This window comes from Arthrobacter sp. AQ5-05 (genome assembly GCF_003287975.1).
Taxonomy (GTDB): Bacteria; Actinomycetota; Actinomycetes; order Actinomycetales; family Micrococcaceae; genus Paeniglutamicibacter.
The window spans coordinates 1-20,340 of record NZ_QMKQ01000001.1 but is presented as its reverse complement, the minus strand read 5'-3'; the positions used below and the strand labels follow the sequence as shown (position 1 = coordinate 20,340).

Sequence of the window (20,340 nt, the reverse complement as noted above, 5' to 3'; positions counted from 1 at the left end):
GGAGCGAGTGATGACTGAAACAACAGAGATCAAGAAGGGCTTGGCCGGGGTGGTCGTCGACTACACCGCCATCTCCAAGGTCAACCCGGAGACCAATTCGCTGCTCTACCGCGGCTACCCGGTCCAGGACCTGGCCGCCACGAAGAGCTTCGAAGAGGTGGCACTGCTCCTGTGGACCGGCGAGCTGCCGACGCAGATCGAGCTGACCGACTTCATCGCCGCCGAGCGTGCCGGGCGCGCCCTGGCCTCCAACGTGAAGGCGGCGATCGACCTGCTGCCGCTGGATTGCCACCCGATGGACGTGGGCCGCACCGCGGTCTCGGTCCTGGGCGCCAACCACGCGCTGGCCGAGGATTCCTCCCCCGAGGCGGAATTCATCAAGGCCAAGGAACTGTTTGCCGCGTTCCCCGCGGTGGTCGCCTACGACCAGCGCCGCCGCCGCGGCCTGGGCGTCGTGGAGCCGCGGGAAGACCTGGACTATTCGCAGAACTTCCTGTGGATGACCTTCGGCGAGGAGGCCGCCCCCGAGGTGGCCGACGCGTTCCGGGTCTCGATGGTGCTCTATGCGGAGCACTCCTTTAACGCCTCCACGTTCACCGCCCGCGTGGTCACCTCCACGTTATCGGACCTGCATTCGGCCGTCACCGCCGCCATCGGTGCACTGAAGGGCCCGCTGCACGGAGGCGCCAACGAAGCGGTCATGCACACCTTCCAGGAGATCGGGATCGACAAGAACGAATCCCGCGAGGACGCCGCGGCGCGTGCCAAGGCCTGGATGGAGCGGGCCCTGGCGGCGAAGAAGAAGGTCATGGGCTTCGGGCACCGCGTCTACAAGCACGGCGATTCCCGGGTCCCGACCATGAAGGCAGCGTTGGACAAGATGGTCGCGTACTACGACCGCGGCGAGCTGCTGGGCCTGTATGACGGGCTGGAGGCCGCCATGGACGAGGCCAAGGCCATCAAGCCGAACCTCGACTACCCGGCGGGCCCGACCTACCACCTGATGGGCTTCGACACCGACATGTTCACGCCCATCTTCATTGCCTCGCGCATCGTGGGCTGGACCGCGCACATTGCCGAACAGCGCGCCAACAACGCGTTGATCCGCCCGCTTTCGGCTTACAACGGCCCGGACCAGCGCGCCCTGTAGGCGCACGCCGGAGTACCGCAGCGGGGGGTGCCGGGACCATTTTGAGGTCCCGGCACCCCCCGTTTTTCGTGTGTTGCGCCGCTGGCCGGCAATCTCACCAGTACATGATCGCGCTCGAGCCGGTGCCGCCGGCCCAGTACAGGCGCAGTCGCACCACGTAGCGTCGCCCGGCCAGCAGCCGCAGGTGCAACCTGGCATTCAGGCCGGTCCCGCCGTCGTCGTCCCCGCCCAGGTAGCGCAGCGTCCCGGCGTCGTCCTCGAAGAGCACCATCACCACGTCCGAGGTGCCGAAGGTGGAGATCGTGTAGGGGCGCGAGTCCTCCGGTTCCAGGGCGAAGTCGGCCTGCTCCCCCGGCCCCAGGCTCAGCGGGCGGGAGGTGAACGGATCAAGCACCTCCGGCCCCGGCGCCTGCCCGGGATAGAACTTCTTGGCCCACTCGATGTCCTGTGCCGACAGGCCGCCGGCGGGCATGAGCCCGGCGGCATACTGTGCCGGTTCGATGATCAACCCGGCGGGGAACCAGTACTCCATCACCGAGTTCGGGTCCCAGGCCGAACCGTCGACCTCGGTGGTGGAGAACTTGTGCAAGACGTTGGACTCGGTCTGTGCCCGGGACCAGTTGTTCGGGGAACCGGTGAAATAGGCGTAGACCTTCTCCACGTCCCACTGGATGCCGGAGAACGGGTTCTGGTGCTCGTGCGGCAATCCCAGGGTGTGCCCGATCTCGTGCAGCGCGGTGGTGTGCCCGTAGTCGTCGGTCAAATCCCAGCCGAAGTTCATGGTGGCCTGGGTGTTGGGGATGCCCAGCACGTCCCTGCCCACGTAGGACCAGGAACCGTCGGCCGCATCGAAGGAGATGCGCACCTCCGAGGCCGCGCGGTTGGTCGTCTCGGTGAACTCCAGGCCCAGCGGCAGCCCCTTCCATTGCGTGAAGGCGTCGCGCACGGCCTGGCGCTGGGGCTCGGGACCCTGGATGAGGAAGTAGTGCAGCTCGGTGCCGTTGACCCAGACGTTGGCCAGGACCCGCAGCAGGCGGTCGCGTTCGAACGGCATTCCGGGGGGCAGCGGGCGGGGCGCCGGGTTCCGCGGGACGCAGAGGGGTTGGTTCTCGTACTTCATGGTGGTTCCTTCCGAACCGGTGGTGCGGGAATGGCGGATCGGCAGCCGGTGCCGCGGGAGGGCGAGCTCCGCCCACGGCACGGGCTGCCGTTTCGGGTTCAGCTGACGTAGACCAGCGGCACGCCCAGGTAGTTGGCGTTGCCGCTGGCGAAGTCCAGCTGGGCGGTGGAGCCGCCGCCGCGTGCGTACACGTACAACTTCGCCGTTACCAGCAGGTAGGCCCGGTCGGCACCCAACAGGTCCGAGTAGTACATCGTGCGCCAGCCGTCGAAGCGGTCGTTGACGTTGATGTTGTCGTTCCCGACGGCCAGCACGTTGGCGGTGGACGTGGGCTTGTAGTTGTACTGGTAGCCGGTGGCCGAGAGCGAGATGTTCACGTTGGCCTGCTTCGAATCGAACCAGCCGTCGTCGGCGCGCACGATGTGGAAGCCGTTGAACGGCACGTACACGGTCTGGGCGTAGTTCCGGTTTTCCGGTGCGTTGAACGTGAACCACCAGTCCATGTACACGGTGAACGACCCGGCACCGGTGCCGAAGATGCCCGATCCGGCACCGTTGGCGTAGCACGAGGCGTCGATGTTCCCAGGGTTGTATCCCTGCCAGTACACCGATCCGTCGGAACCGTGCAGGGTTCCGTAGTACGGGCTGAGCCAGCCCACCGCGGCGGCGGCCGGGCCATTGCCCAGAACCAGCTGAAGCGCGGTGGACTCGGTCGGGTCTGCCTCTGCCAGGCGCGCGGCCGCCGCTTCGGTGTCCTTGGCCGCGGCGGCCGCCACCGTGGACTCCGCCTCTTCGGACTTGGCCAGGTAGGCCGCCAATTCCTTGGGCAGCGACTTGCGCAGGCCGGCCAGCCTGCCCTGCCCGCGGGCCTCGATGTCCGCCAGTTCCTTGGTCTGCGCCTGCTGGAGGGCAACGACCTGCTCGCGCCGGGCGGCCAGCAGCCGCTCGAAGACGACGTCGGTGCCCGCTTGGATGTTATCCATGGTTCTCTCCCATTTTTGGACCCCGCCGCGTCGGCGCCCACGGTGTCTGAACCGCCCTCTTGCCCCTGGCGGCCCCCACCCGCCGGCCGCGGTGGTGCTCCAGCGTAGGCGCGGGGCCATGACCGGAAAATTACCCGGCCGTTACCCCGCCATGACATTGCGTGATGCCCCGGTGTCGGCACGGATGCGGGAAAATCCTCCGGGGACCTCAGGCGAACCAGCGGCCGGGTCTGCCGCCCGGGAACCCGGCAAACGACGTGTTCGCAGCATGGCGCACCCGGGCCTCGAGCCGGTCCAGGGTCGGGGAACCTGCGATCCCGAGCTCGCTGCTGGCCCGCCGGCGGAATCCGACGATCGCCTGCAGCGCCGAGATGCATTGGCCCAATCCCAGCTGTGCCACCACCATGATTTCCAGGGCCGCCTCGTCCAGCACATCCAGGTGCAGCACCTGGGTTGCCGATTCCACCGCGCCGGCGTAGTCGCGGTGGGCCAGTGCCTCCCCTGCCGCCCGGCGCCAATAGGCGGTGCGTGCCCGCTGCAGCCGGGACTGCTCGTCCAGCACCCAGTCCTCATACCAGCCCAGCAACAGCCCGGTGGCGCCGGGAAGCAGCCCGTCGGCTTGGGCGTTGGTTCCCGAAATCAGCTCCCACTCCCGGTGCAGGTCCACCTGCACCCGCGGGGAGAGCTCCACCGCGTGCCGATCGGCCCGCAGCAGGCCCGGCAGCGCGCTGGTCACCCGGTGGATGCTCACCCGCAGGTTGTCCAGCGAGCAGTGCTCGGGCGATTCGGGCCACAGCACCCCGGCCACCAGCTCGCGCCTGCTGGTGCCCTGGACCGCCAGGAAAGCCAGCAGCCGCTGCTGGCGCAGCGAAACCTCGATCTGCCGTCCGTTGCTCCACAACCCCCACGAGGGCATCAGGCGAAGCGCATACGCCCCCTGCCCGAAATCCGCCTCAAAGCCCATGGCGCATCGTCCCCCCTTTGTACTTCGTGTACGTCGATCGCCCCCTGGGCGATATCACCACCAATCGAATCGTCCGCCTGTGCCGGATGCAGGTCAAGGCATGGGCGGATCCGATGCAGTCGGTGGATGAAACATCGAGGCCCCGATGCGCTGGGCCGCCACCCGGGCGGCGTCGGCACCGTCGAGGATCCCTTGTTGCCGCGGCACATCGAGCACCGGCTTCAGCGCGGCGAAGGACAGGCGCCCGCCCTCGTCAAAGCGCAGCATCCCGCCGCCGCGCAGCAGCACCGAAGAGGAACAACGCAGGCCCAGCTTCACGGCGGCGGAGCGGCCCAGCCGCAGCTCCTGGACGAAGGACGCCTCGATTTCCGCCACCGCGAACCCGTCGGGGCTCAGCCGCAGGCTGGGCCGCACCCTGTCGATGGCGATCCGGGCGGCGGGATCCATTTTCGCCGCGTCCATCAACACCGGGTTGTCCCAGATGAAACGCAGCACCTCGTCCGGGTCGGCACCCAGTGCCGAAAGCCGGATCGGGTAGTTCAGCCCCCGCAGCCCGGAGATTCCGTCCAGCGCGTGGGGCGGACCGGCGACGATGCCGACCTCGGCGAAGCAGGCGCGCAGGGTGCCGCGGTAGTTGCGTTCGTCCTGCGGGACCACCACGGCGTCCGCGGCCAGGATCCCGCGCAGCAGATCCTCCCACCCCACATCCACCGGGGCCATGTAGGAAAGCCCACGCAGGATCATGTTCAGCACCCGCTCCCCGATCCGGGCACCGGCAGCTGCCACCTGGTGGATGCCGGCCCGACCCCCGGGCCGGCCCAGCTCCACCCGCCACAGGCGCAACACGGTCCCCAGCACCGCATGGATGACCCCGGCCGCACGCCGGTGCGGCTCCACGTCGTCGCGCCAATCCCGCGGCGGGACCCCGGAGAGGGGGTCGCGGGCGGCCCGGCCATGGCTGAACAGGTTGTCGGCGAAGCGGAAAAGCCCCGAGGCCAGCAGCGTGGAATCAATGGAGTCCAGGCTCGCCCCCGTGGCGGCCAGCTGCCCGGCAATGATCTTCTCCACGACCGGTTCGGCGGTGAACACCCCCAGCATCGCCAAGAGGTCGGCGAGCGCCTCGTGCAGCGCCAGCTGGTCGGCCCCGGCCTGGGCGTCGGCCCAGCGCGGGCGATAGCCATCGAGCACCGCGTGTGTCACCTCATGGGCCACCAGGTCCCGGTAGAGCACCAGCGGGAGCTTGTTCCGGTGCCGCGGGTCCTCGATCATGCCGAACCTGATCGAGCAGTCGGCCCGGGTGTAGCCGGTGTTGCGGTAGTCGATCCGGTCGTTGGCGAACAGCGTCAGCCGGCACCCGCCGGCCCAGCCCATCCGCCGACCCAGGGCCCGTTCGAAGGAGGCCAGGGTGTGCGCGGCCACCGCATAGGCCTGTTGGGCCAGGAAACGGCGGTCCGAGGGCAGGTCGGCGGGATCCGCGGGAGGTGCGATGTCTTCGGCGCCCCAGCTGCCGTCGCCCAGTGCCTGGTTCTCCCGCCGCCCCCGCGGTCCCAGCACCACCACCTCGAGGCGGGCACCCACCGGGCCGGTCAGCAGCCGCTCATTGGGAACCCGCAGGACCTGGGTCATCGGCCGTCCGGCGGCATCGAGCGAATGCGGGCCCTGGGCCAGCACCGTCAGCGGGCTCAGGTCCCCGGCGCGGTGTTGCGGCAGGGCTGGCACCGGTTCACCCCGCCGCTTTCGCAAACGGGCTGCCCCACGGGGTGGACTTTGCCGCGGCCGGGCCCTCGAGCTGGGCGCGCTGGTCGAAGCGGCCCGCGGCCAGGGACTTGGAGACCGCGGCCAGCAACGTGCGGCGGCTGCGTGCGGGGTCGGTGCGCAGCGCCTCGAGCAGGTAGTAGGTGAACGCCCCGTTGTAGCGCCCGTCGAACACCGCATCGGCGGAGGTCTGGTCGGAGCGGCAGCCGGCCAGCAGCACCGGGCGCGTTCCCCGGCCGGAGCCGGAGACCAGGTCGCGGAAGGCCCGCGGGTCCGCGGTGGCCGTGCGGTCCAGGCCGATCGGGGTGGGCGGGGGCAGGAAGCGCGGTCGGCGTCCGGGCAGCAGGTCCAGCGCCTTGAGCCCGGTCCCGCTGTGGCAGGTGTCCAGGACGACCTCCACCAACAGACCCGATCCGGCCCTGGAGAACAGGGCGTGCAGTTCGTCGTCGGACACCAGCGTGGCCGGGTCCCATTGGTCCCCGGCCTGGGTCAGGTCGTAGGTGGCAAATGCCTCGTCGGCCTGGTCCGATTCGTCGCCGGTGGCATCCGGGATCTGTGTCCCGTGGCTGGAGAAGGTGAAGACCAGGTGCCTGAGCCCGTCGGCCTCGGCCCGATCCAGGGCCTGCCCGAGGCGTCCCATGACAGCTTCCTTGGTCGCCGCGGCGTCGGTGAGCACCTCGATCTGGGAATCAGCGAAGCCGAACCCCTCCCCCAGCAACGCGGCAAAGTCGTTGGCGTCGTTGACGCAGCCATTGAGCCAGGAGCCCTTGGGCAGGTTCTGGAAGTCGTTGATGCCCACGCACAGGGCGTAGCGGTCCGAACCGCGGGCCGCCGGGGCAAAGGGGCGGGCCGGTGCCGGAATGTTCGCCGGTGCGGGGGCCGGCGACGCCAGCGGCCGGGCGGCACCGTAGCCGATGACGTCCTCGCGGCCCAGCACCCGGCACAGCACGCTGGTCATGGTGTCCGGGTCGTTGTCGAAGGAGCCGTGCGACGTCGCGTTGCTGCGTGCGGACTTCGGCCCACCGGTGGAGCGCGACCATGTCGCATCGGCCTGTGCGGAACCGAAGAGCCGGGTCAGCTGCCCGTCGGCGGCCACGGACTCGGCCAGACCCAGGACGGGGGTGTTGGGCTCGATCTCCAGGGAGGCGCGGATCAGGCACAGCAGCGAGCGCTTGTACACGCCGATGACGTTGTCCTCTTCCTCCAAGGGTGCAGCCATGGAGAACATGCCCAGGTGGTCCACCCCGTTGGCGGCCCCCACCAGCGGGAACAGTCGCTTCTTGAAGTCGGCCACGGTGATGGCCGGGGCAAGCAGCTGAAGGGTGGAGAATCCCGTGCCCGCCTCGAGGTCCGCGTAGGCGGGCAGGAAGCGGGAATGGAAGATCGACCCGGCCGAATGCCCGGCGGCGTGGAGCTGCACGGCATTCGGGTTGTTTCCCACGAAGTCGGCCAGCGCCCGCGCGACCGACAGGGCCCCGCCGTCTTCGGCCACGGATTGTGCGGCACTGAGTTTCATCTGGCCCCAGATCTTGGGTCCCACGGGCCGGGCGAGCAGCTCGAAGGCCTTGTTCCAGGCGTCCTGGAGAAAGCCGCGTTCGGCCGGGATCCCGGGGGCAACCTCGCGCGCGGGAGCCCCGAGCAGTGAACCAATGGCGTCGAAGAGCCCGGTTTCCCAAATGAAGAAGACCGGGTAGACCCCGTTCGCAAGCCACCAGGGGATCTGTGCGGCGGCCCCGGTGATGCCGGCGGTTTCGTCCACCAGGCCGCCGTGGGCCCAGAAGAGCAGCGGGACGTCGCGGCCGCCGTTCGCGGCGACGAAATCCGGCAGGTGGCTGTTGAAGATCGCCGCGATGTCCTCGGGTGTGGTGCGCAGCTGCCCGCCGCTGGAGAAGCGGCCGTCGGAGAGGTTGACCAGGTGGGGTTTGAGGGCTTGCAGGTCGATTCCCGCGGGAAGTGCGCGCAGCGCTTCGGGCCGGGTTGCGGATCCGTTCGCCCCGCCGGTCAGCAATGCCATGGTCCGCTCCTGTCGGGTGCAGTGCGGCGGATGCCGCCCTTGGAGTATGCCCGACGGTGCGTTACCGGTGCATTACCGCCCCGGCGTGGCGGGATCACCTGTTGTCTTGGATGACCAGTGACGCCGCGACTTGCCGGGCCTGGGTGTATTCAACCGAGCCCCAATAGGCGTTGAATTCGACTTGGTTCTTGAAACCCAGGGGGCCGTTCCATTGGGTGAGCATCAAGGTGCGATCCCCGATGTCGACACCCGAGCGCACGTCGCAGGTCTTCCCGGTGGACGGGAGATCCGCGGGATAGAGTCCGACCACCGAGTGGCGGCTTCCGTCGGCGGCCGCGACCGTGCTCAGGGCCAGCTTCAGCGGACCGGCGTCGGTGAGGACCCCGCTGGGTGGTTCACCATCGAACGCGTAGGTGGATCCCGGTTCGGCGCAGTCGGTGGGTTCGTGCACCGCGCCCTTTCTCAGGCTGCCCAGGCTGAAGACCTTTTTGCCGCGGAGGTCGTAGAGGAGCAGGTCGTACCTGTCCACGTCGTTGGGGCCGATCGTCGGATCGTCGATGGGAGTGCCGTTCCCGTCCGTCTTCCACTCGCGTTCTTCCCACGCGGGATGGTCCGTCCTCAGCAGTTCGTTGCCGAAGGCGTGCCTTTCCTCCATTGCCTTGGCGCCCATCCACGACGGCACGTCGGGCCCCAGGAGCCGGCCCATGCCGGTGTCGTCAAGGCCCAAGACCTTGAGTTGTCGCAACTGTTCGGTCTTGAGGATGGGATCGGACGGATTGTCCAGCGCCCGCAGCCGGGGGTTAGTGAACAAGGGCATGCCGTGAACGACGTTGATGCCCGTGTCGTCATCTGCCTTGATGCTCCAACATCCGTCCTGCCAACGGGCAAGCCATATGCCGGAACCGTTACCGGTGGGGTTGCCGGCCTCGGCCAGGTCCGACCGCAGGATCGCGGCCAGGGAATCGACGCAGCCGACCACGGGGTACGCGTTGGCGTTGTCGGGCAGTTTTGTCCGGATTCCGTTGGCGTCCACGAGGTCCAGGGTCCGCAGGTCAAGGGTGTTGCAGGAGGGCGAGTCCTCGAAGTAGACGTCCTGGTTGGCCGGGACCAGGAAGTTGGGCAGCCCGTAATCGATGCGCGGCAGCGCCGATCCATCCACGGATGAGCTGGGCGAGGGACCGGTGGTGGGATTTTCCGTGGTCGGAAGCGTGGGCGCGGCCGGGACGGTTCCCGTCGGGGCCTGCCATGGAGCCCAGATAACGAGTCCGACGGCCGCTGCGGCGATGGCTGTTCCGGCCGCGAGGATCCGCCATTTGCCCCGGGAATTTCCCGGACTGGCCGGTACCGGCCGCTGGCTGAAGACCGGGACGGGGTCTTGGAGTTGCAGCGGACCGGGATCGCCGATGTTGTCGCGTTCGGCCGGATCGATGCCGGAAATGAGCTTCTGAATGTTGTCCATTGGAGCCGCCGCCCTTCAACATGCTCGTTGGTGCCTTGCGGTCAACGGCATTCCGGGCGCGGAACAGCCTCGATTTCGCCGATTCGTGCGAGCATTCCAGCACCGCGGCGATCTCGGCGATCGATAACGCATCCCAGTAGGCGAGGATGAGCACCTCTCGGTCCTTGGCACGCAGTGCGTCCAGGACCTCGTGCACCTGATCGTCCAGTCCGGAGTCGCGGCCGCCGCGCTCAGAGAGCTGGGCGGCCGCGGCCTTGAACACGAGGTTCTTTTCCCGGCCCATGGAGTGCAGCTCGTTGCCGACAAGGTTCCGGGCCGCCACCAACAGCCACGGAAGTGCATCCGCGCCCGGCGAGATGCCGCGTTGCCAGGCCAGCCGGAAGGCGTCGTTGGCGATTTGCCGGGAGGCCTCGATGTCCAGGAGCCGGCCATAGACGTACCGGTGGACATTCTTGGAATGCAGGCGGTGCAATTCCTCCACGGCCGCTGATGCCTGTGTCTCCACCGACGTCCCTTCACCCCGCACTACCCCGTGGGCCTCACACATGCGGGCCCCTTGTGGGCTATGTAATCTCCGGAAAGCCGGCGTCGGTTGCAGTTGTCGCAGGAATCCTGTTGTCCGTCCAGTCGACGGTGGAAAAACGGGCCACCGATTCGTTGTCTTCGTCCAGCACCACCAGGGCGTCGAAACGTTCCCCTGCCAACAGCCGGCCCAACCAGAGTGCCGAGTCGTCCCACATCCGCGCCAGCGGCAGGTGTCCCACCGGGTACCAGGCAGGAACCAATTCCTCCGAGGCTGCGGCCATGCCGGCAAAGGCGGAGGTGAGGAAGACGGTGCAGTCCATGTCGGCGGCCGGTCTGGAGGGAAAGCGGAAGAAGACCCGCGCCGCGGGTTCCAAGGAGGAGCTCTCAGCGACGAGCGAGGTTTCCTCAAAGAGCTCTCGCACCGCGGCCTGCTCGGTGCTCTCCCCCGGCTCGATCTTCCCGCCCGGGGCCACGACGCGTCCGGCACCGAAGCCGCGCTGCTTGTGGCCCAGCAGCACCTGGGTGCCGGTCAGCCCACGCAGGAGCGGCAGGCACAGGACGACTTGGGTGGGTGTTGCCGCAAATCTCTGTGCCATGGTGGGGGTGCTTCCTTAGAGGTTCGCGCGCGGGTGCGCCGCAGCGTAGATTTCGCGCAGGGTGTCGGCGGTGACCAGCGTGTAGACCTGCGTGGTGGTGACCGAGGCGTGCCCCAGCAATTCCTGGACCACACGCACGTCGGCCCCGCCCTCGAGCAGGTGCGTGGCGAACGAGTGGCGCAGGGTGTGCGGGGAAACGTCTTGTTCGATGCCGGCCCGCTCGGCAGCCTTGGTGAGCACCGACCAGGCGGATTGGCGCGAGAGCCGACCGCCGCGTTGGTTCAGGAAGAGGGCGGCGGTGCCCTTGCCCTTGGCGACCAGCTCGGGCCGGCCACGGACCAGGTACGCGTTCAGGGCGTCGATCGCGTAGGAACCCAGCGGAACGATGCGTTCCTTTGAGCCCTTGCCAAAGAGGCGCACCACTGCGGGGCCGTCGGCGGGGCGTTCCAGGTGCAGGTCATCGACGTCCAGGCCGACGGCCTCGGAGATGCGGGCGCCGGTGGAGTACAGGAATTCCAGGATGGCCTTGTCGCGCAGGCCGGCGGAGGTCTCGATGGAGACCGAGTCAAGGATCGCGGTGACCTCGGCGACGGAGATGGCCTTGGGCAGGCGGCGCCCGGCCTGCGGCGGGTGCAGGTCCACGGCGGGGTTGGTGGGTGCCAGACCCTCGAGTTCCCAGAACTTGTGCACGCCGCGCACCGCGACAATGGTGCGGGCTGCCGAGCGGGCGCTCAGGGGTGCGGCGCCGTCGGCCCCGTCGCGCACGGCCTGGGCGAACGAGGTCAGGTGCCCCAAGGTCACCTGGTCCGGGGTATGCACGTCCTGGCCGTGGAGGTAGGCCGCGTAGCGGTACAGGTCGCGTCGGTAGGCGCTGACGGTGTTCCGCGCCATGCCGCGTTCCACCGCCAGGTGCTGCAGGTAGCTGGCCAGGTGCCTGCCGATGGGCAGTTCCGCCGGATCCGGTCCGGGCAGCGGAATCGGGTCGGGAACCGGAGCCGGGTCGGGTACCGTTTCCAGCCGCAGTGTCGCGTCGACGGGGCTGATTCGCACCGTCGGGGCCACGTCCGGGCGCGGCAGCGAGACCGTCTCGGGAACCACCGCAAGGCGCAAGGTGGCGTCGTCGGTTCCTGGGTGCATGTTCTTTTCCGTGCCCCTTAGAGCCGTGGCTCGGCGGAGCGCAGGCGCGGGTGTGCCTCGAACGGGACATCGACCGGGCGCAGCGAGGCGTAGCCACCGGCGCGTGCCGCGGCGGCGGCCAGTAGGCCCGCCACAGCGGAAGGATTGTGGAACCGACCGGCCAGCACACCGGCGACGGCCTCGTCCAGCGGAACCCAGGCCAGGGCCATGTCCGCTTCCTCGTCGGTGCGTTCGTGGCGTTCGTGCTCCGGGACCGGGCTCGCATTGCGGGCCAGGTAGATGCGGATCGCCTCGGAAGAGGAGCCCGGGGAGAGGAACAGGTCGACCAGCACGGCCCAGTCGGCGGCAACCAGGTCCGCTTCCTCGGCCAGTTCGCGTGCGGCGGCCAGGTGCGGTGCCTCGCCCTCGATGTCCATGAGGCCGGCGGGGATTTCCCACAGGGTCATGCGCACGGGGTGGCGGTACTGGTTGATCATCAGTACCTCGTCGGCTTCATTGAGCACGAGCACCGCGACGGCGCCGGGGTGGTCGATGTAGTCGCGAACCAGCGGCGCCGTGTCTGGCGCAAATTCAAAGGTGTCCTGCACAACGTCCCAGATGCGTCCGTCGTAGACGGTCTCGGACGAAAGCAGGCGGCGAGGGCTGAACGTATCGCCCAGCGCCTCGCCGTCTGTCTTTGCCATGATGCTACTTGCCGGCCTTCTGGTGTTCCAGTGCGGCCTTGACCAGCCCCGTGAAGAGCGGGTGCGGGCGGGTCGGGCGGCTGGAGAGCTCCGGGTGGGCCTGCGTGGAGACGTAGTACGGGTGTACGTCCTTGGGCAGTTCCACGAACTCGACCAGCTTGCCATCCGGCGAGGTGCCGGAGAAGACGAGTCCCGCCTTGGCGATCTGCTCGCGGTAGGCGTTGTTGACCTCGTAGCGGTGGCGGTGGCGCTCGGCCACTGCTGTCTTGCCGTAGGTCTCAGCAACTACCGAGCCCTCGGTGAGGGTTGCGTCGTAGAGGCCCAGCCGCATGGTGCCGCCCAAGTCTCCCTTGCCGTCAACGATGTCGAGCTGTTCCTGCATGGTCGCAATGACCGGGTGCTTGGTGTCCGGCTCGAATTCGGTGCTCGAGGCATCGACCAGGCCGACGACGTTGCGGGCATATTCGATGACCATCGACTGCAGGCCCAGGCACAGGCCCAGGGTCGGCAGGCCGGTTTCACGGGCGTACTTCAGGGCGCCAAGCTTGCCTTCAAGGCCGCGGATGCCGAAGCCGCCGGGCACGCAGATCGCGTCAACGCCGGCCAGTGCCTTCTTGGCACCGGCTTCGGTCGAGCAGTCGTCCGAGGGGACCCAGCGGATCTGGACCTTGGTCTTGTTGGCGAAGCCGCCTGCACGCAGGGCCTCGGTGACCGAGAGGTAGGCGTCGGGCAGGTCGATGTACTTTCCGACCAGCGCGATTTCCAGGTGGTGCTTGGGGTTGTGGACCGCGTCAAGCAGCTTGTTCCACTTGGACCAGTTCACGTCCTTGAACTTCATGCCCAGGTGCTGGACGATGTACGCGTCAAGGCCCTGGGAATGCAACACCACGGGGATGTCGTAGATGCTCGGGGCGTCGGCGCAGTTGATGACCGCTTCCGGATCGACGTCGCAGGTGCGGCCGATCTTCACGCGCATCTCGTCCGGGATATCCCGATCCGAGCGGATGACCAAGGCGTCGGGCTGGATGCCGATGGAGCGCAGCGCGGCCACGGAGTGCTGGGTCGGCTTGGTCTTCAGTTCCTGGCTCGGGCCGATGTACGGCACCAGGGAGACATGGACGAAGAAGACGTTCTTGCGGCCAATGTCCTGGCGGACCTGGCGGGCCGATTCGAGGAACGGCTGGGACTCGATGTCGCCAACGGTGCCGCCGATTTCGGTGATGATCACGTCGGGGGCCTTCTTGCCCTTGCCCGGCTCGGTGGCCGGCAGGCGCATGCGGCGCTTGATTTCGTCGGTGATGTGCGGGATGACCTGCACGGTGTCGCCGAGGTAGTCGCCGCGGCGTTCCTTCTCGATGACCTCGGAGTAGACCTGACCGGTGGTCACGTTGGCCATGCCGGTGAGGTTTTCGTCCAGGAAGCGCTCGTAGTGCCCGATGTCGAGATCGGTTTCGGCGCCGTCATCGGTGACAAAGACTTCACCGTGCTGGAAGGGGTTCATTGTGCCCGGATCCACATTGAGATACGGGTCTAGCTTCTGCATGGTGACGGAGAGCCCACGTGCCCGAAGAAGATGACCGAGGCTGGAAGCCGTCAGTCCCTTTCCGAGGGAAGAGGCCACGCCACCAGTGACGAAGATATGCTTTGTCGTTTCAGACGACCGGGAATCACGAGAAAGATTACGTTGCACCACGGGGTTCTACCCTATCACCATTTCGTTGCTGGACGGTTGGGAAAGACTCTACAGGCTTGCGGGATGGGCCACGGGAAATCCATGGCTAGGAAAGCGAACTGACGAGCAATTGGGCCTCGCCCAGCAGCTCCTCGGCGTGGGCCTGGGCGGTCGAGGAGTCCTCTTGGCCCGCCAGCATCCGCGCCAATTCGCGCACCCGCTCGGCCTCGTCCAGCAGCACGACGTCGCTGGCGGTGAAGCCCGCACCATCCGCGGCCGCCGCGTTCGAGGACTTGATCACGCGTACGTGGCGGTCCGCGTAGGCGGCCACCTGTGGCAGGTGGGTGACAACTATCACCTGCACGTGCTTGGCCAGCATGGCCAGGCGCTTGCCGATCTCCACTGCGGCCTTTCCGCCGACCCCCGCGTCCACTTCGTCGAAGACGAAGGTCGGCACGGGGTCCACGGCGGCCAGCACCACTTCGATGGCCAGCATCACCCGGGAGAGCTCGCCGCCCGAGGCTCCCTTGCCCAGCGGGCGCGGGGTGGTTCCGGCGTGGGGCTGCAGCAGCATGGTGATCGCGTCGATGCCGTAGCGGTTGGGCTCGGGCAGCTTTTCAATCTCAAGAACGAACTTCGCGTCCGGCATGGCCAGCGCGGCAAGCTCCGAGGTCACGCGGGCAGCCAGGTCCTTGGCGGCCTTGGCCCGCAGCTTGGAGAGCTTGGCCGCCGTCTCGGCGACCTCCAGGCGCAGCGACTCGGTTTCGGCCCGCAGCGCCTCAATGCGCCCGTCGTCCCCCTGGATCTCGGTCAGCCGGGTCCGGGCGGTATCCGCCCAGGCGATGACCTGATCGATGTCCGGGGCGTACTTGCGGATCAGCCGGTTCAAATCGGCGCGGCGCTCCTCGAGCGCGGCCAGGCGGTCCGGGCCCTCGGAGTCGAGGTCGGAGAGGTAGCCGGCCAGGTCGGTGGAAACCTCGGCGGCGAGGATCCCGATTTCACCCAGCCGCTCGGCCAGTGCCTTGATGTCGGCATCGTCGGCGGCGACCTGTTCCAGGGCGTGCTGCGCGGCTTCCACCAGCGAGACCACGCTGCTGGTCTCATAGTCCTCGCTGTTCAGCGCCTCGTGGGCGAGATTCGCGTTGGAACGCAGTTCTTCGACGTTGGTGAGCTTCAGCGACTGGTTCTTCAGCTCGATGTCCTCGGCCGGCTGGGGTTCGACGGCGTCGATTTCCTCCAGTGCGGCCTGCAGGGACTCGGCCTCGCGGATCCGCTCGCGGGAAGCGGCAACCAGTTCCTCGAGTTCGCTCGAGGCGTTGCCCCACTTCTCGAAGGTCTCCTGGTAGGAGGAAAGCACCTTGGCCAGCGGGGCGCCGGCGAACTTGTCCAGCGAGTCACGCTGTGCGGCGGCTCCCTTGAGGCGCAGCTGGTCGGTTTGCCCGTGGATCGCAATCAGGTCCTCGCCCAGCTCCACCAGCACGCCCACCGGCGCAGCCCGCCCGCCGACGGAGGCGCGGCTGCGCCCCTCCGCGGAAAGGGTGCGGGTGATGATCAGTTCGGCCTCGTTATCGAAGCGTTCGACCAGGGCTCCGGCCTCCTCGGCGCGGTCCAGCACCTTGCTGGTGGCCGGCAAAACGAGCGTGGCATCGGCCACCGCCTGCTTGGCACCGTGGCGCACCGCCCCGGCGTCGGCACGGCGGCCCAGCAACAGCCCCAGAGCGGTGATGACCATGGTCTTGCCGGCACCGGTTTCGCCGGTGACCACGCTGAAGCCCGGGCCCAGCGGCAACGTTGCCTGGGAGATGACGCCCAGGTCCTTGATACGGATTTCCTGAATCACAACTGCCTCCGATGATCCTTGCCCAAGAGCGTCTCGGGCTCCGGCTTGGGTGCGTGGTGGCGCGGCTCGATGACCTGCATCGCCGGGGTGATGACCGGCAAAGCGGTCGTGGCCGTCTCGCGTTCACCGGGTTGAACCGGTCCGCGCCAGCCTTGGATGGGAAGTTCGAACTTGTTGACCAGCCGCTCGGAGAACGGCGTCTGGTTGACCCGGGCCAGGCGCACCGGCTTGGTGGAGCGGGTGACCTCGATGCGGGCCCCCGGCGGAAGTTCGATGGTGCGTCGCCCGTCGCACCACAGCACCGCCGCGGCGTCGGTGCGGGTGAGGATCTCGATGGCCAGCACCGAGGTGGGGGCCACGACCAGGGGCTTGGCGAAGAGCGCATGCGCGCTGATGGGCACCATCACCAGGGCCTCGACCTCGGGCCAGACCACCGGTCCCCCGGCGGAGAATGCGTAGGCGGTGGAACCGGTCGGGGTTGCCATGACCACGCCGTCGCAGCCGAAGGTGCTCAGCGGACGGCCATCGACCTCCATGACCACCTCGATCATGCGTTCGCGGTTGGCCTTTTCGATGGCGGCCTCGTTCAGTGCCCAGGTGTGGGCGATGCGCCGGTTGTCCAGCCAGACCTGCACGTCGATGGTCATGCGTTCCTCGACGGTGTAGCGGCGTTCCACAATCCACTGCACGGTTTCCTGCAGGGCTGCGCGTTCGCTTTCGGCCAGGAAGCCCACATGTCCCAGGTTCACGCCAAGCAGCGGGACCCTGGCGTTGCGGACTAGTTCCGCGGCGCGCAGCACACTGCCGTCTCCCCCGAGCACCACGCCGAGGTCGATGGCCTCGAGGCTGGTGTCTTCGTCGAGGACCTCCACATCGAGGTTCTCGCCCTCCGGGGTATTGCGGACGGCCTGCATTTCCAGTCGCCGCATCACCGGGATGAGCCCGGCCAGGCGCAGGCGTGAGCACGTGTCCACGGCCGCCATGAGGGCGTCGGTGCGACCGGTGTGGGTGAGGACCAAAATCCTGCGCATGGGTTCCTTCCTCGGCGGACCGAAGGTTAGGACATCTGTTCTGATGCCGCCAGTCTAAGAATAGTCAACACCGGGCCACACGTCGGTGCCGACGCGGCGATGTGGAGAAGCGTCGGGATTTTGACCGGCGGCCTTGCCCAGCCACAGGAAGAACTCGACGTTGCCGTCCTGGCCCGGCAGCGGACTCCGGGCCAGGCCCAACACCTCAAGCCCTGCCGTCGCTGCCGAGGCCATCACCGCATCCACCGCCTTGCGCCGCTGGGTGGGGCTGGAAACGACCCCTGTGCGGGAAAGTTGTTCGCGGCCGATCTCGAATTGGGGCTTGACCATCAGCACCAGGTCCCCGGCCGGTTCGGTGGCCCCGGCCAGGGCCCGCATGACCATGGTCAGCGAAATGAAGGACAGATCGGCCACGACCAGGGACACAACTCCCCCGATGTCAGCGGGGTCGAGGTAGCGCACGTTCATGCCTTCGTGCACATGCACGCGGGGGTCGTTGCGCAGTTCGGGAACCAGTTGGCCGTGTCCGACATCCACGGCCTCGACGTGGTCGGCGCCGCGGCGCAGCAGCACGTCGGTGAAGCCTCCAGTGGAGGCACCGGCATCGAGGCAACGCCTTCCGGCGACCTCGATCCGGGAGAAAGCTTCCAGGGCACCGGCGAGCTTGTGCCCGGCCCGGCTGACGAATTCTTCGCCCGCGGGGGCCTTGACGGTGATTTCGGAGGTGCCCGAGACGCTCTTGGCGGCCTTGGCCGCGATGGTCCCGTCCACGCTTACGCGTTGTTCGGCGATGAGCCGGGCCGCGTCGGTGCGCGAGCGGGCCAGGGAACGGGTGACCAGTTCCTGGTCGAGTCGGCTCATGCGTGCTCCTGCGAGGTCGATTCAAGGTCCGCGGCCAGTGATGCCTGCAGGGTCTCGAAGATGGCCAGGTGCTCTGCGACGGGGACCTCGGCCAGGGTTTCCAGGACGTCGAGGTCGGTTGCCTCCCGGGCGGTTTCCGGCGGGGAGGCGGGTCGCGGTCCGGGGACCGGGAGGCTGCTGGCAGGTGGTGTGTGGTTGTTGCTCATCATCACCCTTGAGCCTATGGCTTGGCGGCGACGGTTTGGGAAAAATTGAGCATCGGTTCGACGGCGTGTTCCTGGTGCGGGTGTGCCAGCCACCAGGCCGCGCATGCCGCGCGCCAGGAATCCAGGTCGGATTCGTCGCCGTTGACGGTGATGGCATCGCCGTTGACCGAGGCCAGTGCCGCGCCGCAGCGGATGCCGAAGCCGGTGGCCTCGACCACGGGGTAATCCGCGTAGAGCCCGGAGAGGTCCGCGATGATGTAGTCGGGGCGCTCCGCGGTGCGGGCGGCCAGGGCCGAGCGGGCCGAGTCAACCCCGGTGAGCACCAGGACGGTGTTGTAGCCGGCGTTGTTGCCGCCGAGGATGTCGGTGTCGAGGCGGTCCCCGACCACCAGCGGCCGGGTGGCTTCGAAGGTTTCGGCCGCGCGGCGGAAGAGCAGTGGTTCGGGTTTGCCTGCCACCAGCGGCTGCACATTGGTGGCGGCGCTGACGGCTTCGACCAGTGAGCCGTTGCCGGGTGCGATGCCCTCGGCGCGCGGGATGGTCCGGTCGGTGTTGGTGGCAACCCAGATCGCACCGCCATTGATGGCGAATGCCGCTTCGGCGAGGTCCTTCCAGCCAAGGGAAGGGTCGAAGCCTTGGATGACGCCCTGGGGCAGGTCACGATGGCTGGCGACGATTTCCATGCCGAAGGAGCTGACGCAGTCGCGCAAGTAGGCGCTTCCCACGACAAGGACCTTGGAGCCCAAGGGTAGTTCTTGTGCAAGGAGTTCGGCTCCGGCGTCTGCAGAACCAAATACTTGTTCTGCAGACGCCGGGGCACCCAGCTGAATCAGGTGCTCGGCGACGGCACCCGGTGACCTGGAGGCGTTGTTGGTGACATACGCCAAGGAAACCGAGTTTTCTTCCAATCGATTCAAGGCCTCGATGGCCTTGGGGATTGCACCGTTGCCGGCATAGACGACGCCGTCAAGATCGGCGAGCAGCGCGTCAAAACCTGTGATCAGCATGGGTGGATCGAATTCCTAGCGTTCGTCGTTTTCGTCCTGGTCGATGACCGGGGACGCTCCGTTGGGTTCCTCGGCGACAGTTGCTTCTTCGTCGAGTTCCGGGTTCGATTCCTCGGCCGGATCGTTGAGCGATTCAGCTTCGACAACCTCGACGGCGTCTTCATCGGCCAGTGATTCGCCGGCTTCGTCCGACGGGGTTTCCGCGTCGTCTTCTGCCTTGGCGGTTTCCGGCTCCACGATGTCGCGGGCACGCGGGCGGCGTGCATCGGTTTCGTCGTCTTCACCGAGGTCGATGATATCCGGTTCGGCGAATTCGCCGGTGCCGAGGGCCTCCTCTGCCACCGAGATCTGCTTGCGCCAGGTTGCGGCTTCCTCGTCGCGGCCCAGGTTCTCCAGTGCGTCCGCGTATGCGGAGAACAGGCGCGGGCTGTAGCTGAACGCGCGGTTCAGGTCCAGCTGCGGGATCTCGAGTTCCGCCAAGGCGGCCTCGAGGTTGCCCAAGTCGTGCTGGGCACCCGCAGCAACCATGGCCATTTCGACCTTGCCGTTGGTATCCAGGGTCTCAACGACTTCGCTGTGTGCGATTTCCAGCGTCTTTTCCGGGCGACCGATACCGCGTTCGGCGTCGGCAATCAGTGGAAGATGCAGGTTGGAACCGCTGATGCGGCGGTGCGTGCGGAACTCGCGCAGGGCTTCGGCAAACTCGCCGGCAGCATATGCGGCCAGGCCAACTGCTTCGCGAACCACTGCCACGCGGCCGCCACGACGGCTGGCTGCGATGGTGTGCTCGTAGGCAAGCTGCGGATCGATGTCGATCAAGCGGCCGGCCATGACCAGGTGCTTGGAAACCCATTCGTTGTTCGTATCGTCAAGGTAGCGCAGTTCCGCACGGGTGATGCGGTCAAGTTCCTTGCCGGTTACGTCATCATCGATTTCCGGGGAACGGCCACGTTCCGGGCTGTTCGAGCTACGCAGGTCCGCCGGGTTGTGGTTACGGCGTGCGGCCTCTTCGTCGCGCAGAGCCTCGAGATCAGCAGTGCTGGTCTCGGTGCGCGGCTTGAATCCGCCACGGTCTTCACGGGGCTTGAAGCCGCCTTCACGGCGATCTCCACCCTGGAATCCGCCACGGTCTTCACGGGGCTTGAAGCCGCCTTCACGACGGTCTCCACCCTGGAATCCGCCGCGGTCGTTGCCGCCGCGGAATCCTCCGCGGTCTTCACGGGGCTTGAAGCCACCTTCACGACGGTCTCCGCCACGGTCTTCACGGGGCTTGAAGCCGCCTTCACGGCGATCTCCACCCTGGAATCCGCCACGGTCTTCACGGGGCTTGAAGCCAC

The 20,340-nt window shown here is 67.6% G+C and carries 19 protein-coding genes and 1 pseudogene; 3 read left to right on the top strand and 17 right to left on the bottom strand.

The window, feature by feature from the left end; genetic code table 11:
- Positions 1-10 precede the first annotated feature (10 nt).
- A complete protein-coding gene (locus tag DQ353_RS00095; RefSeq protein ID WP_113760778.1) occupies positions 11-1,150 on the top strand; it encodes a bifunctional 2-methylcitrate synthase/citrate synthase in 1,140 nt (379 codons plus the stop codon).
- 94 nt (positions 1,151-1,244) lie between these two features.
- Here DQ353_RS00095 and DQ353_RS00090 read toward each other — a convergent pair whose 3' ends face one another.
- From DQ353_RS00090 to DQ353_RS22475, 7 genes and pseudogenes are all read right to left on the bottom strand, one after another.
- The gene (locus DQ353_RS00090) at positions 1,245-2,270 is read right to left on the bottom strand and encodes a M12 family metallopeptidase (RefSeq protein ID WP_113761211.1); all 1,026 of its coding nucleotides are present in this window, start codon (positions 2,268-2,270) and stop codon (positions 1,245-1,247) included.
- A 98-nt stretch (positions 2,271-2,368) separates the two neighbouring features.
- Positions 2,369-3,253, bottom strand: coding sequence for a hypothetical protein (locus DQ353_RS00085; RefSeq protein ID WP_113760777.1), 885 nt, complete (start codon positions 3,251-3,253; stop codon positions 2,369-2,371).
- Positions 3,254-3,461: 208 nt separating this feature from the next.
- A complete protein-coding gene (locus tag DQ353_RS00080) occupies positions 3,462-4,217 on the bottom strand; it encodes an AfsR/SARP family transcriptional regulator (RefSeq protein ID WP_113760776.1) in 756 nt (251 codons plus the stop codon).
- Between the two features lie 93 nt (positions 4,218-4,310).
- On the bottom strand, positions 4,311-5,936 hold the full coding sequence (locus DQ353_RS00075) for a gluzincin family metallopeptidase (protein ID WP_113760775.1): 1,626 nt from the start codon (positions 5,934-5,936) through the stop codon (positions 4,311-4,313).
- 4 nt (positions 5,937-5,940) lie between these two features.
- Positions 5,941-7,986 carry a caspase family protein gene (locus DQ353_RS22095; RefSeq protein ID WP_286166525.1) on the bottom strand — a complete coding sequence of 682 codons (2,046 nt, stop codon included), beginning with the start codon at positions 7,984-7,986 and terminating at the stop codon, positions 5,941-5,943.
- 94 nt (positions 7,987-8,080) lie between these two features.
- A complete protein-coding gene (locus DQ353_RS00065; protein ID WP_286166524.1) occupies positions 8,081-9,445 on the bottom strand; it encodes a hypothetical protein in 1,365 nt (454 codons plus the stop codon).
- A 61-nt stretch (positions 9,446-9,506) separates the two neighbouring features.
- Positions 9,507-9,728, bottom strand: a pseudogene (locus DQ353_RS22475) (RNA polymerase sigma factor); the annotation flags it as partial.
- On the opposite strand from DQ353_RS22475, the gene DQ353_RS22090 reads away from it, so the two are divergent.
- On the top strand, positions 9,636-9,935 hold the full coding sequence (locus DQ353_RS22090) for a hypothetical protein (protein ID WP_286166523.1): 300 nt from the start codon (positions 9,636-9,638) through the stop codon (positions 9,933-9,935). The pseudogene DQ353_RS22475 and the gene DQ353_RS22090 sit on opposite strands and share 93 nt — an antisense overlap.
- A gap of 73 nt (positions 9,936-10,008) precedes the next feature.
- Here DQ353_RS22090 and DQ353_RS00055 read toward each other — a convergent pair whose 3' ends face one another.
- The 10 genes from DQ353_RS00055 to DQ353_RS00010 form a co-directional block, all read right to left on the bottom strand.
- Positions 10,009-10,566, bottom strand: a complete 558-nt coding sequence (locus DQ353_RS00055) for an 8-oxo-dGTP diphosphatase (protein WP_113760772.1) — start codon at positions 10,564-10,566, stop codon at positions 10,009-10,011.
- Positions 10,567-10,581: 15 nt separating this feature from the next.
- Positions 10,582-11,703 (bottom strand): site-specific tyrosine recombinase XerD, encoded by a 1,122-nt coding sequence (gene xerD, locus DQ353_RS00050; protein WP_113760771.1) that lies wholly within the window; start codon positions 11,701-11,703, stop codon positions 10,582-10,584.
- 17 nt (positions 11,704-11,720) lie between these two features.
- A complete protein-coding gene (locus tag DQ353_RS00045; protein WP_113760770.1) occupies positions 11,721-12,386 on the bottom strand; it encodes an NUDIX domain-containing protein in 666 nt (221 codons plus the stop codon).
- Between the two features lie 4 nt (positions 12,387-12,390).
- Positions 12,391-14,079 carry a CTP synthase gene (gene pyrG / locus DQ353_RS00040; protein ID WP_113760769.1) on the bottom strand — a complete coding sequence of 563 codons (1,689 nt, stop codon included), beginning with the start codon at positions 14,077-14,079 and terminating at the stop codon, positions 12,391-12,393.
- Between the two features lie 85 nt (positions 14,080-14,164).
- Positions 14,165-15,898, bottom strand: a complete 1,734-nt coding sequence (gene recN, locus DQ353_RS00035; RefSeq protein WP_113760768.1) for a DNA repair protein RecN — start codon at positions 15,896-15,898, stop codon at positions 14,165-14,167.
- On the bottom strand, positions 15,895-16,929 hold the full coding sequence (locus tag DQ353_RS00030) for an NAD kinase (protein ID WP_113760767.1): 1,035 nt from the start codon (positions 16,927-16,929) through the stop codon (positions 15,895-15,897). The genes recN and DQ353_RS00030 overlap by 4 nt, the downstream gene beginning before the upstream one ends.
- Positions 16,930-16,983: 54 nt before the next feature.
- The gene (locus DQ353_RS00025; RefSeq protein ID WP_113760766.1) at positions 16,984-17,790 is read right to left on the bottom strand and encodes a TlyA family RNA methyltransferase; all 807 of its coding nucleotides are present in this window, start codon (positions 17,788-17,790) and stop codon (positions 16,984-16,986) included.
- Positions 17,787-17,996, bottom strand: coding sequence for a hypothetical protein (locus DQ353_RS00020; protein WP_146755155.1), 210 nt, complete (start codon positions 17,994-17,996; stop codon positions 17,787-17,789). Before DQ353_RS00020 ends, DQ353_RS00025 begins: the two co-directional genes overlap by 4 nt.
- A 14-nt stretch (positions 17,997-18,010) precedes the next feature.
- Positions 18,011-19,003 (bottom strand): HAD-IIA family hydrolase, encoded by a 993-nt coding sequence (locus DQ353_RS00015; protein WP_181578169.1) that lies wholly within the window; start codon positions 19,001-19,003, stop codon positions 18,011-18,013.
- Between the two features lie 15 nt (positions 19,004-19,018).
- A complete protein-coding gene (locus tag DQ353_RS00010) occupies positions 19,019-19,834 on the bottom strand; it encodes a tetratricopeptide repeat protein (RefSeq protein ID WP_113760764.1) in 816 nt (271 codons plus the stop codon).
- A gap of 6 nt (positions 19,835-19,840) precedes the next feature.
- Between DQ353_RS00010 and DQ353_RS00005 the strand changes: the two genes are divergently transcribed.
- A partial coding sequence (locus DQ353_RS00005) for a hypothetical protein (protein ID WP_146755154.1) occupies positions 19,841-20,340 on the top strand: 500 nt, incomplete at its 3' end.

Excerpts from the sequence above, each read along its gene's own strand:
- DQ353_RS00015 (WP_181578169.1), bottom strand. The coding sequence starts at position 19,003 with ATGCTGATCACAGGTTTTGACGCGCTGCTCGCCGATCTTGACGGCGTC.
- DQ353_RS22095 (WP_286166525.1), bottom strand. The coding sequence starts at position 7,986 with ATGGCATTGCTGACCGGCGGGGCGAACGGATCCGCAACCCGGCCCGAA.
- DQ353_RS00010 (WP_113760764.1), bottom strand. The coding sequence starts at position 19,834 with ATGGCCGGCCGCTTGATCGACATCGATCCGCAGCTTGCCTACGAGCAC.
- DQ353_RS00020 (WP_146755155.1), bottom strand. The coding sequence starts at position 17,996 with ATGAGCAACAACCACACACCACCTGCCAGCAGCCTCCCGGTCCCCGGA.
- DQ353_RS00095 (WP_113760778.1), top strand. The coding sequence starts at position 11 with ATGACTGAAACAACAGAGATCAAGAAGGGCTTGGCCGGGGTGGTCGTC.
- DQ353_RS00065 (WP_286166524.1), bottom strand. The coding sequence starts at position 9,445 with ATGGACAACATTCAGAAGCTCATTTCCGGCATCGATCCGGCCGAACGC.
- DQ353_RS00080 (WP_113760776.1), bottom strand. The coding sequence starts at position 4,217 with ATGGGCTTTGAGGCGGATTTCGGGCAGGGGGCGTATGCGCTTCGCCTG.
- DQ353_RS00045 (WP_113760770.1), bottom strand. The coding sequence starts at position 12,386 with ATGGCAAAGACAGACGGCGAGGCGCTGGGCGATACGTTCAGCCCTCGC.
- DQ353_RS00030 (WP_113760767.1), bottom strand. The coding sequence starts at position 16,929 with ATGCGCAGGATTTTGGTCCTCACCCACACCGGTCGCACCGACGCCCTC.
- xerD (WP_113760771.1), bottom strand. The coding sequence starts at position 11,703 with ATGCACCCAGGAACCGACGACGCCACCTTGCGCCTTGCGGTGGTTCCC.
- DQ353_RS00090 (WP_113761211.1), bottom strand. The coding sequence starts at position 2,270 with ATGAAGTACGAGAACCAACCCCTCTGCGTCCCGCGGAACCCGGCGCCC.
- DQ353_RS00055 (WP_113760772.1), bottom strand. The coding sequence starts at position 10,566 with ATGGCACAGAGATTTGCGGCAACACCCACCCAAGTCGTCCTGTGCCTG.
- DQ353_RS00085 (WP_113760777.1), bottom strand. The coding sequence starts at position 3,253 with ATGGATAACATCCAAGCGGGCACCGACGTCGTCTTCGAGCGGCTGCTG.
- DQ353_RS00025 (WP_113760766.1), bottom strand. The coding sequence starts at position 17,790 with ATGAGCCGACTCGACCAGGAACTGGTCACCCGTTCCCTGGCCCGCTCG.